Source organism: Rhodoferax sp. LB1P47, assembly GCF_056521445.1.
Map to the genome: position 1 here is coordinate 1 of NZ_JBWMAU010000032.1, position 12,665 is coordinate 12,665.

Sequence of the window (12,665 nt, forward strand, 5' to 3'; positions counted from 1 at the left end):
GGCCTTCTTGATTGCTGGCAAGCTTTCTCACTTACCGCCCAATCCGCTTCAAAAAGCAAGGATTCGTCCATGATCTGAGTGGGGGTAGTGGTGCGCCACCCGAAACGGAAGAGAGCCTTATTTTTATAAATTTCAAGTCCAGAATTTCTCCCATCAACGATTGGAGTTTTGGATGGCAGGTGCTCATTCGTACCAGTTCTCCACCCGCAAACCCGGTACGCGCTCGAACTCGCGGATGTTGCGGGTGATGAGCGTCATGTCGTTGGCCAAGGCCATGCCCGCGATGAGCAGGTCGCAGGGGCCGATGGGCGTACCCGCCACTTCCAACGTGTGCTTGACCCAGGCAGCAGCCTTGGCGCTGGCGTAGTCCATGTCCACCACGCCGTAGGCTTTGAGGGCCAGGTCAATGCCCGCCCGTTGCTGCGCGGACCGGGTGGAGCGTAGTACGCCGTACTCCAGCTCAAACAGGACAACCGACGGAATGAAAACCTCGCGGGCGGGGTGGCTTTGCAAATGCGCTGCCACCTGGCCTTGCTGTTTGAAGAGGTAAATCAGCGTGTTGGTATCCAGCAGCAGCATTACCAGACTTCCCGAGGCAGGTCTGGCGTGGCGTTGGTGCGCAGGGCATCCGTCAGGGGAAAGTCTTGCCAGTGCTGGGCGTTGGCGGCCATGTCTTCAAAGAACCCCACCGGGTAGCCATGGGCATCGACCTGCGGAGCTTGCTCTTTCACCAGCTTGGCAATCCAGGCGCTAAGCGAGAGCTTGGCCGCTGTAGCCGAGCTTTTGGCGCGGTTTATCGCGTCGTCGTCGAGGTAAATGGTGACTTGGGACATGGCAACACCTTTAAATTAATTACACGCATAATTATATAATTAATAACCAATTACATGGTGCTATAGAGCCCCGCCACCCGCGCCCTTAACGCCTCCGGCTGCACCTCGCCCGCCGCCATCGCAGGCCCCACATTCAAGCCCACCCGGTTCAACACACCACGCCGAAACAGCTTGGCCATCGCCGTGCCGCGCTCGATGCGGCTGAAATACGAACCCCACAGATTAGTGAGCGCCATCGGGATAACCGGCACCGGGGCGGCTTCCAGAATTTTCATCATCCCACCCTTAAATTCTTGCAGCGTGCCGTCTTTGGTGATGCCGCCTTCGGGGAAGATGCCCAGCAAATCGCCGTCTTGCAGCACCTTGGCAGCGGCGGCGAAGGCGGCCTCATAGGCGGCGGGGTCTTCGGCACGCGGGGCGATGGGGATGGCCTTGGCCAGGCGGAACAGCCAGCCCAGCACGGGCACCTGGAAGATGCGGTGGTCCATCAAGAACACGATGGGGCGCGGGCTGGCGGCCATCAGCAGCACGGCATCGACAAAGCTGACGTGGTTGCAGGCCAGGATGGCCGGGCCGATGATGGGAATGTGCTCGTCGCCCGTGACCTTGAAGCGGTACACGCAGTGCGACAGCATCCAGGCCACAAAGCGCAGCAGGTACTCGGGCACCAGCATGAAGATGTAGAAAGCCACCACCGCGTTGGCAATGCCCGTGAACAAAAAGATTTGCGCAATGGTGCAGCCCGCGCCCAGCAGCGCCCCGGCCAGCACCGAGCTGGCGATCATGAACAGCGCGTTCAAAATATTGTTGGCGGCGATGATGCGGGCCCGGTGCGTGGGCTGGCTGCGCAGCTGGATCAGCGCGTACATGGGCACGCTGTACAGCCCGGCAAACAGGCTGAGCAGGGTCAAGTCGGCCAGCACCCGCCAGTGGGCGGCCTGGGCCACAAAAGCCCCCAGGCCCATCACCGCGCTGGGTGGCAGGCCGCGTGCGGCAAAGTACAAATCAATGGCAAACACGCTCATGCCGATGGCCCCCAGCGGCACCAGGCCGATCTCCACATGGCGGCGGCTTAAGGTTTCGCACAGCAGCGAGCCGGTGCCGATGCCGATGGAGAACACCACCAGCAGCAACGTGGCCACCTGCTCGTCACCGTGCAGCACCTCTTTGGCAAAGCTGGGGAACTGGCTTAAAAACACTGCGCCAAAAAACCACATCCAGCTGATACCCAGCAGCGAGCGAAAAACCACCAGATTGCCGTGCGCCAGCTGCAAATTACGCCAAGTCTCGGTAAACGGATTCCAATTGATCTTTAAACCGGGGTCGGTGGCGGGCAGCTCGGGAATCAAGTGCGCCAGCCAGCGGCCCAGCATGGCCAGCGCCACGCAGCCGATAGCCACGGCGGTATGGCCCACTTCGGGAATCGTCACCAGCAGCCCGCCGACGATATTGCCCAGCAAAATGGCCACAAAAGTGCCCATCTCCACCATGCCGTTGCCGCCGGTCAGCTCGGCATCGCTCAGCACCTGCGGCAGGTAGGCGAATTTGACCGGGCCAAACAGCGTGGAGTGCAGCCCCATCAAGAACACGCAGGCCAGCAGCACCGGGATTTGCACCGCCAGGTTCGGGGTCCAAAAGCCGTAGGCCGCCAGCAGCATGATGCCGATCTCCAGGCTTTTCACGGCGCGGATCATGCGGGTTTTGGGAAACTTATCGGTCAGCTGCCCGCTGGTGGCCGAGAACAACAAAAACGGCAGAATAAACAGAGCCCCAATTACCAGCCCCGCCAGCGCCGGCGGCAGCCAGCTCACACTGAGCTGGTAGGTGACCATCACGGTGAACGAGAACTTGAACAGGTTGTCGTTGGCCGCCCCCGAAAACTGGGTCCAGAAAAACGGCGCAAAGCGGCGCTGGCGCAGCAGGGCGAACTGGTTGGGGTGGGAATCAGAGTGGTTTTGCATATTTAAACAAAATAGGGCTATAGCGCAGGTGTTACCTGCACAAGTAGCTATCAAAAACTGAGCAAATTAAATAGGCGCAGCCTGGGCGTGGCGCAAACCCTGCACGCCATTGTGCATAGCCCTGCGTGACGGCAGCGCCACCAGCACCTGCCAGGCTGCCAGCGCGGCTACCGCGTGCTTCAAACTGTAGCCAGACACCAGCCCGCCCGTCCAGCCAAACACGCTGTGGTCGCCCAGCGCCAGCAGCATGCCACCACCTTGCAGCACCTCCCAAGGCAGCAGGTTACCCGTGGCGGACCACACCGCGACCAACAGCGGCCCCCACAACAGCACGGCCGCCATCGTCCACAGCCCGACCCGGTCGCTGATACGGTCGGCAACGGCCAGACCCAGCAGCACCTGGCCGACCAAAAACTGCCCGAGGAAGCCCGAGAGGGCTACGCCCTGGTGCTGGGCATGCAGCGCTGGGAATTTGCGGCGTTTACCGCGCTAAGACGTTGAACACCCCCAGGCTACAGCGCAAGCGCTTTTCACCCACTTGCAAGGGGCAACAGCAGCGGCTTGGCGGAGCCAGTTCCGCGCTGTTCTGGCCGGGGGGGGCGTTCTGTCCCGTTACGGTGAATCTTCCCTTTACTGGCCTACGTCCGTGAAGACGGTCAGCACCCCGGTATAGCCATACACGTTTTGCCGGGCGATTTCACCCGAAGCGAAGAAGCCCACCAGGGGCACATCGCCCAGCGCGCGGCGGACGATTTGCAGTTCGGCGCTGGGGCCGCCGAAGTGGCTGCCACCCCGGCCGGTGCAGCTGACATAGATGGCGCCGGCAATGCGGCGGGCCGGGTGCGGAGCGGATTCGGCCTCGGGGGCGGCGAGTGCGGTGGCCAGTTCCATCGACAGTTCTTCGGGCTCCAGCTCTTCGCGGATTTCGGCGCAGATGCGCACCAGATCGGACTTGGCCGCCGCCATATTGCGCTGGCAAAACGCCAACCGGGTACCAACGGCCACGTGGTCGCCGATCGCCACGCCCTTGCGGGTGGGGTCCAGGCCGATGATGTGGCGTACCAGCACCTCACTGCCGAAATGGGCGGTACGCACCAGCGCATCGCCCGCCGTGGCGGGGGTCAGGCCCACCAGGGTGGAGCGCACCCGGCCCAGCGCTTCTTGCGGGCGCTCCAGGTCTACGCCCAGGTCGGCCAGCAGCATGGCCAGCGCGGGTTGGCCGTCCAGCTCCAGCACCAGATTGGCATCCGATGCGGTAACCACCCGGTTGCCTGTGATGGGCTGGCAGCCCTGGGTGACGCGCGACACCAGCGCCACGCCGGGGCCAAAGGCCACGCCGCTCAGGCCGCCACTGAACACGCCGCGCGCTGCGCCGTGGCCTTTGATGTTGCCGTTGCCGCCCACCGCAAACTGCACCGAGCGCGACCGGCTGGAGGCCAGGCCGCCAAACAGGTAGCCGGTGTCGGTGCGGGCGGCCATCTCGGCCACCAGTTCGGTTAAATCGGGGGTGTTGGCATCGGCGTGGACCAGCGCGGTGTGGGCCTCAAAACCCAGGCCCAGCGGGGCCACGCCGGAGAACACACGGTACTGGTCGGCGGGCAGGTCGCAGAGCATCACGCTGAGGGCCGGTTCATCCCAATACTCCACATTGTTGGCCGCAATGCCGATGCCCACCGTGCCAGACCAGTCGGTCACCTCGGGCAGCTCGCCACTGAGGTGGTCCAGGATGTCTTGGGCGGCGGCGCTGTAGTGGTCGGTGATGTAGAGCAGGCCCAGGCTGGGGGCGCTGGCGTAGTCGGGCAGGGCCATGTGGGCGCGCAACTGGGCCAGCACCAGCCCGGCGGCCATGCTCCATTGGGGGTGGGTGGCGTGGCCGTGGGGGAAAAGCTGCATGGCGGCCTCCGTGGATGTGGGAACTGTGTGGACTATCCGGTGTGCTTTTTAGCCGCAGCCTTCTTGGCCGGGGCTTTTTTGGCGGGGGTCTTCTTGGCAGCTACGGGCGGGACCACGGTTTTACCGGCGGCCTTGGCGATGTCGCCGACGCTTTTCATAGCCTTGGCGGCGAAGTCGGTGGCCAGGTTTTTGCTCTTTTCCAGGGCGGCCTGGGTGTTGGCATCTTGCAGCGCGGCTCCGGCGATTTGCTGGAACTGCTCGGTCAGTGAACCCCACCATTTGAGTGGGTCCACCACGCCGGGCGCAGCCGGTTCAGTGGCTGGTTCTGGGGCTTTTTCGGCAGCTTTGGGGGCGGCCTTTTCAGCCGCTTTGGGCGGGCTGGCGGCTTCGGGTTTGAGCTTGAAGGCGCTGGCCAGGTCGCCCATGCTGAAGTTCATGCCTTTTAGGGTGGCCAGGGTCATCTTTTGCACTTCCAGCGCCTGGATGGTGGCTTTCAGGGCCACGGCGTTTTGGTCTAGCCAAAACTGCACGGCCTTGAGCTCGGTGATGCGCTTGTCCAGCTCTTCCACACTCAGGGTGGGCGCCACCCAGCCGCCCATCGCCGGGGCAGCGGCATTCGCAGCGGCAGAGCCTTTGCCCAGGTTCTGCAAAAAGTCAAAGCCGGGCACGAATTTGCTAAAATCAAAGGCGGGGGTGTCGCTCATGGTGTCTCCTGGTTTTATGGGGGGGCTATTGCTGGCACAGCTTACCCCAATGTGTCAGTGAGAATGCGCTGCGCCGCCGGGTGCGGTGCTCGCCACGGGCAGCTTCAGTTCGACTTTGCTTTCCACGCCCTTGGCATCTTTGAACACCAGGGTCATGGGGATGGTGCTGTCTTTGGGCAGCGCGGCTTTCAGGTCCATCAGCATGACGTGGTAGCCGCCGGGGCTCAGGGCCACGGGCTTGCCAGCGGGCAGGTCCAGACCGCCAGATACGGCACGCATGCGCATCACGTCGCCCTCCATCTTCATTTCATGCACTTCGGCCACCCCGGCCACCGGGGTGGCCACGGAGACCAGCCGGGTGGCCTCTTTAGCGGTGAGTGTCATGAACGCGCCGGTGGCTTTTTGGCCCTGCACGGTGGTGCGGGCCCAGGCCTGCTTCACCTCGACGTTTTGGGCATAGGAATTTTGAACAAAAAGGCCGCTAGCGCATATAAATGCTGCGGTAATAGCTATTAATTTCATAGTATTTACTCTTTCAATGCTGGTGGCCAGCGTGGTCGGACGGGATGATTTCCAGCATCGCGGCGGGTGCCTTCAGGTCGTGCGCCGACTGGCCGGGGGCGGGCATTTCGGCCCAATCGACGCTGCCTTTTTCGCAAGTTTGCAGCACTTTGAAGGCCATCACACCGGCCTCGCCGGGCAGGCTGCCGCGCAGCACGAATTCGTCAAAGTAGGCATCGGGCAGCGCGTTGCCGGGAGCGGCGGTCCAGGTAATGCTGGTCACGCCCTCGGCCATCGACAGCACCCAGCCCACCTTGGGCTGGGGCTTGGCCCCTTTGAAGCCTGCCGGCACGGTGACGCGGATGGCGGTGGTGGGCGAGCCGTTGCAGCCGTGGCCGACGCGCAGCACGGCGCTGTAGCCGGTGTTGCCCAAAGCCGCCGGGTCGGCCAAAACAATATGGGCAAAAGAGGTGCTGGCGCATATGGAAGCTGCGCATGCAGCTGCGAATTTAATAGCAAACGAAAAAGACATGGAACACTCCGACTAAAAACCATAAGGAATATGCCGCTAGCGCAGGTACAGCCTGCGCAGGCAGCTACACATTTAGGAGTTCAGAGGCGGGGGTGGCCCGCGTGCGGGCAGCGGCGCAGCGGGGGCGTAGGCAGTGTGCGTGGCAGGAATGCTGCGCTGGGCATACGCCAGGGGTTGGAGCGGTTCGACCTGCGCATGGGCCGGGCTGGGCGGTGCGCCGGGGGTGGTGCACAGCGGGCAGTCGCCCATCTGGCTGACCACTTGGGTGCTGCCATCCGGGGCGGTGACCAGCAGCTTGACGGCCCCGCCGCTGGAGCAGACCAGCTCCATGGCCTGCGGATGCGTCAGCGGCGACGCAATCGCCACGCCCAGCGACAGTGCAAAACACAACAGCACCCAGCGCGCCAGGCGGCAGGCGTTGGTGTGGAGGTTGCTGGGTGTGCGCATGGGGGGATTATGGATGGCGTGCCAAGCGCCCACCCGCGTCACCCGGCTGACATATCTGCGCCTTGAACGTGTCATATCGCGGCAGGACACTGGTTAACACCTTTACTTCCGAGGAGCTGCCATGTCCCCTCAGCTGTCCCACCCGCTTTGGCGCACGCCCGATGTTCCAGCCGTTTGACACCGCCAACACCGGGCTCTGGCGGGCCAGCCTAGCCCCCGACGACACGGCCGACGACGACAACAGCCACGCGCCGCGTTACCGCTGCATCTTCATCTCCGACCTGCACCTGGGCACACCGGGCTGCCAGGCCGAGCCGCTGCTGCGGTTTTTAAAGGCCCACCCCAGCGACTACCTGTACCTGGTGGGCGACATCATCGACGGCTGGCAGCTGCGGCGGCGCTGGTACTGGCCGCAGTCGCACAACGACGTTGTGCAAAAGCTGCTGCGCCGCGCCCGCAAGGGCTGCCGGGTGATTTTTGTGCCGGGCAACCACGATGAATTTGCGCGCGGCTTTGTCGGCCACCACTTTGGCGGCATCGAGGTGGTGCAAGAGGCCGTGCACGTCACCACCGATGGCCGCCGCCTGTGGGTGGTGCACGGCGACTACTTTGACGCGGTGGTGCAGTACGCCAAGTGGCTGGCCTACCTGGGCGACAACCTGTACGAGCTGACGCTAAAACTCAACCGCCACCTGAACAGCGCCCGCGCCCGGATGGGCCTGCCGTACTGGTCGCTGTCGGCCTACCTGAAGGGCAAGGTAAAAACCGCGCTGAACTACGTGAGCGATTTTGAAGAAGCCGTGGCCGCCGAGGCCCGCAAACGCGGCCACCACGGCGTGGTCTGCGGCCACATCCACCGCGCCGAGATGCGCATGGTCAACGGCACGCTGTACTGCAACGACGGCGACTGGGTCGAGAGCCGCACCGCCCTGGTGGAGCACATGGACGGGCGGCTGGAGCTGCTGCACTGGCAAGACCCGACCGAACCCACCACGGCACCGGCCTCATTGCCCGCCACCGCCACCGCTTAAACCCTGAAGGAAACCCATGTCTGATTTTTTTGCGCAACTCCGTACCCAGCGCTGGGACGACCACCGCTACTACCACCATAGCCGCATCAACCAGTCGCTGCACCTGGTGAGCGCCATCACCTTTGTGTGCGCCTACGCGCTGCTGTTCACCGACCCGGCGCTGGCCGCGCTGCTGGCCTGGGTGGTGGCAATGGGCACGCGCCAGAGCGGGCATTTCTTCTTTGAGCCCACGGGCTACGACGTGGTGAACCAGGCCACGCACGCACACAAAGAAGACATCAAGGTGGGCTACAACCTGCGCCGCAAAGTGGTGCTGCTGGCCATCTGGGCCGCGTCGCCGTTGCTGCTGCTGGCCAGCCCCAGCTTGTTTGGCCTGCTGGAGCCGCACACCACGCTACAGGGCTTTGTGCGCAACACCGGCCTGCTGTGGCTGGCGGTGGGCGCAGGTGGTTTGGTGTTTCGCACCGTGCACCTGTTTTTCATCAAGGATGTGCAGGCCGGGTTGGTGTGGATGACCAAGATCCTCACCGACCCGTTCCACGATATTTGGCTCTACCACAAGGCCCCACTGGCCTTGCTGCGCGGTGAACTTATCGAACCGCGCAAGGCATCGCACTGACGCACCGTGGGTGGCGGCCCGCCCCCTCCCCAACCCTCCCCCGGAGGGGGAGGGAGGAATCCGCCTTGCCCCCTCCCCTTCCGGGGGAGGGTTGGGGTGGGGGCCGGATGTCCGGCCCTACTACCGCCTCAAAACTTCTCCGCCAGCATCTCCTTCAGCACCCGGCGTTGAATCAACTTATTCGTCAACCCAGGGTTGCACCACCACCACCCATCCGCCTGCATAGCCAAAGCGGCGCGCACGAAGCGCTCGGCCACGGCCTCGAAGTCGGCGTCGGTGTAGTTCAAACTGAAAATGAAGCGTCCCGTGCCCACCCAGCTCAAAGCCAAACCCTCCAGCCGCAGGTAATGTTGCAGCAGCCAGTTGTAGCAGGCGGGCTGGGTGTACAGCACCGTCCAGATGGTGGACATGTTGGCCACCTGCACCGGCACGCCCGCAGTTTGCAGGCGCTGGTTGAGCTGCGCGGCGCGCTGGTTCCAGCGGTCGTCCAGCCCGTCATACAGGGCTTGGATGGGGGCGGTGTCCAGGCTGTGCAAAAACACGTTCATCGCGCCCATCACATACGGGTGGGCGTTGAAGGTGCCACGGGCAAAGCAGATGTCGGCCGGGGCCGCCTCGCGAAAGCGCTGCATCCAGGCCCGCTTGCCACACACCACGCCCACCGGCAGGCCACCGCCCAGGGTTTTGCCGTAGGTCACCATATCGGCCTGCACGCCAAAGTATTCCTGCGCGCCACCGGGTGCCAGGCGGAAGCCGACAAACACCTCGTCGAAGATAAGGGCGATGTTTTTCTCGCTGCACACCTGGCGCAACTGCTGCAACCAGCGGGTGTAGGCGGCCCGGTCAAAGTGCGCCTTGCGGCCACTGGCCAGCAGCGACGAGTCGCCGGGTGCGCCCACATTCGGGTGCAGGGCTTGCAGCGGGTTCACCAGCACGCAGGCGATGTCGCGGCGCTTGCGCAGCACTTGCAGGCTGGCCTCGGACATATCTTTCAGGGTGTAGGTTTCGCGCTCGGTCACGGGGTTGCCGATGCCGGGCTGCACATCGCCCCACCAGCCGTGGTACGCGCCGCAAAAGCGCAGCACGTGGGTCTTTTTGCTGTGGTAGCGGGCCAGCCGCACGGCCTGCATCACCGCCTCGGTGCCCGACATATGAAAGCTCACCTCGTCCATGCCCGACAGGGCGGTGAGGCGCTGCGCGTTGTCGGCCACCACCGGGTGGTAGCTGCCCAGCACCGGGCCCAGATCGGCCACCAGTGCACTGCCCTGGGCGATGCAGGCTTTGTAAAAGTCGTAGCCCAGCACGTTGACCCCATAGGCGCCGGTGAGGTCGTAGAACACGTTGCCGTCCAGGTCGGTCACCGTCACGCCCTTGGACGACTGCACGAACGCACCGGCCTTCAACACCTTGCCAAACAGTTCGCGGAACTGGTAGGGCACTTTGTAGGCGGCGATGAACTGCATGTCAGAAATCAGCCCCTCGGCCTGGGCACTCAGGCGCAGGCTGTCGGCGTAGCGGCTGCGGTACAGCGTGGCCAGCCGGGCCAGTGCGGCCTGGCGCTGGGCCACCACCGCGTCGGGTGCGCCGTCCAGCCCAAAAGCCTGGCCCTCGCCGTAGCGGTAATTGGGCAGCAGGGCCGCCAGCCGACGCGCCATGCGCGGGTGGCCGGCCAGGCTGCGGTGCTTGGCCAGCGACAGGGCCAGCCGGGTTTTCAAGCGGGCCGCGCCATACAGCAATGCCGTACCACCCGCAGTGCCCAGGGCGTAGAGAGCCAAATTTTCATTCACAACTTGATCCTTTTAAAAATGCAAATCCGTAAACACATCCAGCAGCTACTGAACCAGGAAGACCTGAACTTTTTGCTCACCAACCGCCTGCCCCGGCGCTGGCTGACGCAGGTGGTGGGGCGCTTTAGCCAGATCGAGCAACCCTGGGTGCGCGATGCGTCGATGGCGGTGTGGAAGTTCTTCTCGGCGCTGGACCTGTCCGAGGCCAAAAAGACCCACTTCACCAGCCTGCACGACTGCTTTACCCGCGAGCTGAAAGACGGCCTGCGCCCGCTGGATAACGACCCGGCAGTCATGACCAGCCCGAGCGACGGCATCGTCGGCGCGCACGGCCCCATCCAGGGCACGCAGGTGTTCCAGGCCAAGGGCTTTCCGTACACGCTGGAGGATTTGCTGGGGGCGGAGGCGGCCGACGGAGCCTGGCGCGACGGCTACTTTGTGACGCTGCGCCTCACCTCCAGCATGTACCACCGCTTCCACGCGCCGCAAGACTGCACGGTGGAACAGGTGACCTACTTCTCGGGCGACACCTGGAACGTCAACCCCATCGCCCTGCGCCGGGTGGAAAAGCTGTTTTGCAAGAACGAGCGGGCGTTTCTCAAAACCCGCATTGCCGCAGGCCCGGCCCAGGGGCAGCCTGTGGCGCTGGTGCCGGTGGCGGCGATTTTGGTGGCCAGCATCCGCCTGCATTTCTTGGACGTGCTGCTGCATTTGAAATACAAAGGGCCGAACACCATCGCCTGCAACGCCGCCTTCACCAAGGGGCAAGAGATGGGCTGGTTTCAGCATGGCTCGACCATCATCGTGCTGGCCCCCAAGGGCTTTGCGCTGTGCGACGGTGTGCACGACGGCTCGGGCATCCGCATGGGCCAGGCGCTTATGCGCTGGACGGCTCCATAACCTCGGCCACCGACGCAGGGAACTGCGCATGGTGGCACTGCACCACCGTGCGCAGCGTGTCCACAAAGCTGTCCACCACGGCGGCCCAGCCCAGGTGGGCCACGCTGGCCGGGGCGTTGCGCCGCAGCGCGAGCAGGCGCGGCGCATCGCAGGCCAGTGCCACGGCGGCCTCCATCAGCTGCGCCTCGTCATCCAGCGGCACCAGCACGCCGTTGTGTCCGGCCCGCACCAGGTCGGCAGCGGCGGCATAGGCGTAGGCCACCACCGGCAGGCCGCTGGCCAGCGCCTCGGGCACCACGTTGCCATAGGTTTCGGTGCTGCTGGGGAACACAAACAAATCGCCCGAGGCGTAGTACGCGGCCAGCGCCTCGCCCTGCTGCACGCCCGCAAACACGGCCTGCGGGCAGCTGGCTTGCAGTGCGCTGCGCAGCGGCCCGTCGCCCACGCAGACCAGCCGCGCCGTGGGCAGCCGGGCCTGGATAGCGGCAAACGCCCGCAGCAGCAGGGCCACGTTTTTCTCTTTGGCCAGGCGGCCCACGTGCAGCACCACCAGGTCGTCCTCGGCCACACCCCAGCGCTGCCGCAGCGCCGCCGAGCGGTGGGTGGGGTTGAACTGCGCCACCTCGACCCCGCGCGACAGCACCGACACATTGCGGTAGCCGCGCGCGTGCAGCGCCTCGACCATCGCCAGGTTGGGCACCAGCGTGGCCATGGTGCGGTTGTGCAGCTTGCGCAAATACGCGTCGATGGGGGTCCTCAACAGGCCCAGCCCGTAGTGGCCCGAGTAGTGGTGAAAATTGGTGTGGAACGAGCTGGTCACCGGCAGCCCCAGCTTGCGGGCGGCGGTGACTGCCGTCCAGCCCAGCGGGCCTTCGGTGGCCACATGCACCACGTCGGGCCGCATGTGCTGCCACAGCGCCAGCAACCGGTTTTTGGACGGCAGGCCAAAGCGCAGGCTGCCGTAGCGCGGAATCGGCACGCCAGCGGAGAGCACCTGGTCCAGCCCCTGACGCGGCTCAGACGCAACCGCGCCTGGCTGGCGGGGCCGCACCACCTGCACCGCGTGGCCGCGTTGCAGCATGCCATCGACCAGGCGGCCCAGCGTCATGGCCACGCCATTCACCTCGGGCGCAAACGTCTCGGTGACCAGCGCAATCCGCAGACTGCCAGGCTGGGCCACGAACGACTCGACAATGATTTCTTCGGGGTTTTCCACAGGCACTAGGCTAGGGCCTGTGTGTGTCACATTGATGCGATTGGCATGGCAGTTTTACGACAGCGACCGGCCTGGAAAACTATAAGTTTTTTAGGGCTCTAACGCATATTCAATATGCGTTATTAGCTATTAAATAGAGCCACTTGCACAATTCTGCGGATGACCAAGCGGCCAATGTGCCAGCGACAAAAATCAAGACGAAGCGAAGGGATTTAGCGGGTTGCGTGGTTGAGGTGCATCG

The 12,665-nt window shown here is 64.1% G+C and carries 14 protein-coding genes and 1 pseudogene; 4 read left to right on the forward strand and 11 right to left on the reverse strand.

From position 1 onward, the window contains the following. Positions 1–183: 183 nt before the first annotated feature. The 4 genes from AC0969_RS19525 to AC0969_RS19540 form a co-directional block, all read right to left on the reverse strand. Positions 184–579 carry a PIN domain-containing protein gene (locus AC0969_RS19525; protein ID WP_479625813.1) on the reverse strand — a complete coding sequence of 132 codons (396 nt, stop codon included), beginning with the start codon at positions 577–579 and terminating at the stop codon, positions 184–186. Continuing rightward, entirely contained in the window at positions 579–833 is a 255-nt protein-coding gene (locus AC0969_RS19530; RefSeq protein ID WP_479625814.1) for a hypothetical protein, read from the reverse strand. The genes AC0969_RS19525 and AC0969_RS19530 overlap by 1 nt, the downstream gene beginning before the upstream one ends. Before the next feature lie 50 nt (positions 834–883). After that, positions 884–2,794, reverse strand: coding sequence for an MFS transporter (locus AC0969_RS19535; RefSeq protein WP_479625815.1), 1,911 nt, complete (start codon positions 2,792–2,794; stop codon positions 884–886). Between the two features lie 66 nt (positions 2,795–2,860). Then, positions 2,861–3,205, reverse strand: coding sequence for a hypothetical protein (locus AC0969_RS19540; RefSeq protein WP_479625826.1), 345 nt, complete (start codon positions 3,203–3,205; stop codon positions 2,861–2,863). On the opposite strand from AC0969_RS19540, the pseudogene AC0969_RS19545 reads away from it, so the two are divergent. Then, a pseudogene (locus tag AC0969_RS19545) lies at positions 3,182–3,295 on the forward strand (helix-turn-helix domain-containing protein); the annotation flags it as partial. The gene AC0969_RS19540 and the pseudogene AC0969_RS19545 overlap by 24 nt on opposite strands. 129 nt (positions 3,296–3,424) lie before the next feature. Here the strand turns inward: AC0969_RS19545 and AC0969_RS19550 are convergent. The 5 genes from AC0969_RS19550 to AC0969_RS19570 all read right to left on the reverse strand — a co-directional run bounded on the left by AC0969_RS19550 (position 3,425) and on the right by AC0969_RS19570 (position 6,871). Next, complete coding sequence (locus AC0969_RS19550; protein WP_479625816.1) at positions 3,425–4,687, reverse strand: FIST signal transduction protein; 1,263 nt, start codon at positions 4,685–4,687, stop codon at positions 3,425–3,427. Between the two features lie 32 nt (positions 4,688–4,719). Then, a complete protein-coding gene (locus AC0969_RS19555) occupies positions 4,720–5,391 on the reverse strand; it encodes a PhaM family polyhydroxyalkanoate granule multifunctional regulatory protein (RefSeq protein WP_479625817.1) in 672 nt (223 codons plus the stop codon). 54 nt (positions 5,392–5,445) lie between these two features. Then, positions 5,446–5,913: a copper chaperone PCu(A)C gene (locus AC0969_RS19560; RefSeq protein ID WP_479625818.1), complete on the reverse strand. Its 468-nt coding sequence runs from the start codon at positions 5,911–5,913 to the stop codon at positions 5,446–5,448. A 13-nt stretch (positions 5,914–5,926) separates the two neighbouring features. Next, complete coding sequence (locus AC0969_RS19565; protein WP_479625819.1) at positions 5,927–6,424, reverse strand: YcnI family protein; 498 nt, start codon at positions 6,422–6,424, stop codon at positions 5,927–5,929. Positions 6,425–6,496: 72 nt separating this feature from the next. Beyond that, complete coding sequence (locus tag AC0969_RS19570; RefSeq protein ID WP_479625820.1) at positions 6,497–6,871, reverse strand: DUF2946 family protein; 375 nt, start codon at positions 6,869–6,871, stop codon at positions 6,497–6,499. Between the two features lie 161 nt (positions 6,872–7,032). On the opposite strand from AC0969_RS19570, the gene AC0969_RS19575 reads away from it, so the two are divergent. Together AC0969_RS19575 and AC0969_RS19580 are read left to right on the forward strand one after the other, a co-directional pair. Further along, positions 7,033–7,902, forward strand: coding sequence for a UDP-2,3-diacylglucosamine diphosphatase (locus AC0969_RS19575; RefSeq protein ID WP_479625821.1), 870 nt, complete (start codon positions 7,033–7,035; stop codon positions 7,900–7,902). A gap of 16 nt (positions 7,903–7,918) precedes the next feature. Beyond that, positions 7,919–8,521: a DUF962 domain-containing protein gene (locus AC0969_RS19580; protein WP_479625822.1), complete on the forward strand. Its 603-nt coding sequence runs from the start codon at positions 7,919–7,921 to the stop codon at positions 8,519–8,521. A gap of 128 nt (positions 8,522–8,649) precedes the next feature. Here the strand turns inward: AC0969_RS19580 and AC0969_RS19585 are convergent, their stop codons facing one another. Next, positions 8,650–10,308 carry an aminotransferase class III-fold pyridoxal phosphate-dependent enzyme gene (locus AC0969_RS19585; protein WP_479625823.1) on the reverse strand — a complete coding sequence of 553 codons (1,659 nt, stop codon included), beginning with the start codon at positions 10,306–10,308 and terminating at the stop codon, positions 8,650–8,652. Positions 10,309–10,326: 18 nt separating this feature from the next. Between AC0969_RS19585 and asd the strand changes: the two genes are divergently transcribed. Further along, positions 10,327–11,208, forward strand: coding sequence for an archaetidylserine decarboxylase (asd, locus tag AC0969_RS19590; RefSeq protein ID WP_479625824.1), 882 nt, complete (start codon positions 10,327–10,329; stop codon positions 11,206–11,208). Here the strand turns inward: asd and AC0969_RS19595 are convergent. Next, positions 11,186–12,424: a glycosyltransferase family 4 protein gene (locus tag AC0969_RS19595; RefSeq protein WP_479625825.1), complete on the reverse strand. Its 1,239-nt coding sequence runs from the start codon at positions 12,422–12,424 to the stop codon at positions 11,186–11,188. The genes asd and AC0969_RS19595 overlap by 23 nt on opposite strands. Between the last annotated feature and the right edge of the window lie 241 nt (positions 12,425–12,665).

Coding starts and splice junctions, on each gene's coding strand:
- AC0969_RS19525 (WP_479625813.1), bottom strand. CDS start 579: ATGCTGCTGCTGGATACCAACACGCTGATTTACCTCTTCAAACAGCAA.
- AC0969_RS19530 (WP_479625814.1), bottom strand. CDS start 833: ATGTCCCAAGTCACCATTTACCTCGACGACGACGCGATAAACCGCGCC.
- AC0969_RS19535 (WP_479625815.1), bottom strand. CDS start 2,794: ATGCAAAACCACTCTGATTCCCACCCCAACCAGTTCGCCCTGCTGCGC.
- AC0969_RS19550 (WP_479625816.1), bottom strand. CDS start 4,687: ATGCAGCTTTTCCCCCACGGCCACGCCACCCACCCCCAATGGAGCATG.
- AC0969_RS19555 (WP_479625817.1), bottom strand. CDS start 5,391: ATGAGCGACACCCCCGCCTTTGATTTTAGCAAATTCGTGCCCGGCTTT.
- AC0969_RS19560 (WP_479625818.1), bottom strand. CDS start 5,913: ATGAAATTAATAGCTATTACCGCAGCATTTATATGCGCTAGCGGCCTT.
- AC0969_RS19565 (WP_479625819.1), bottom strand. CDS start 6,424: ATGTCTTTTTCGTTTGCTATTAAATTCGCAGCTGCATGCGCAGCTTCC.
- AC0969_RS19570 (WP_479625820.1), bottom strand. CDS start 6,871: ATGCGCACACCCAGCAACCTCCACACCAACGCCTGCCGCCTGGCGCGC.
- AC0969_RS19575 (WP_479625821.1), top strand. CDS start 7,033: ATGTTCCAGCCGTTTGACACCGCCAACACCGGGCTCTGGCGGGCCAGC.
- AC0969_RS19580 (WP_479625822.1), top strand. CDS start 7,919: ATGTCTGATTTTTTTGCGCAACTCCGTACCCAGCGCTGGGACGACCAC.
- asd (WP_479625824.1), top strand. CDS start 10,327: ATGCAAATCCGTAAACACATCCAGCAGCTACTGAACCAGGAAGACCTG.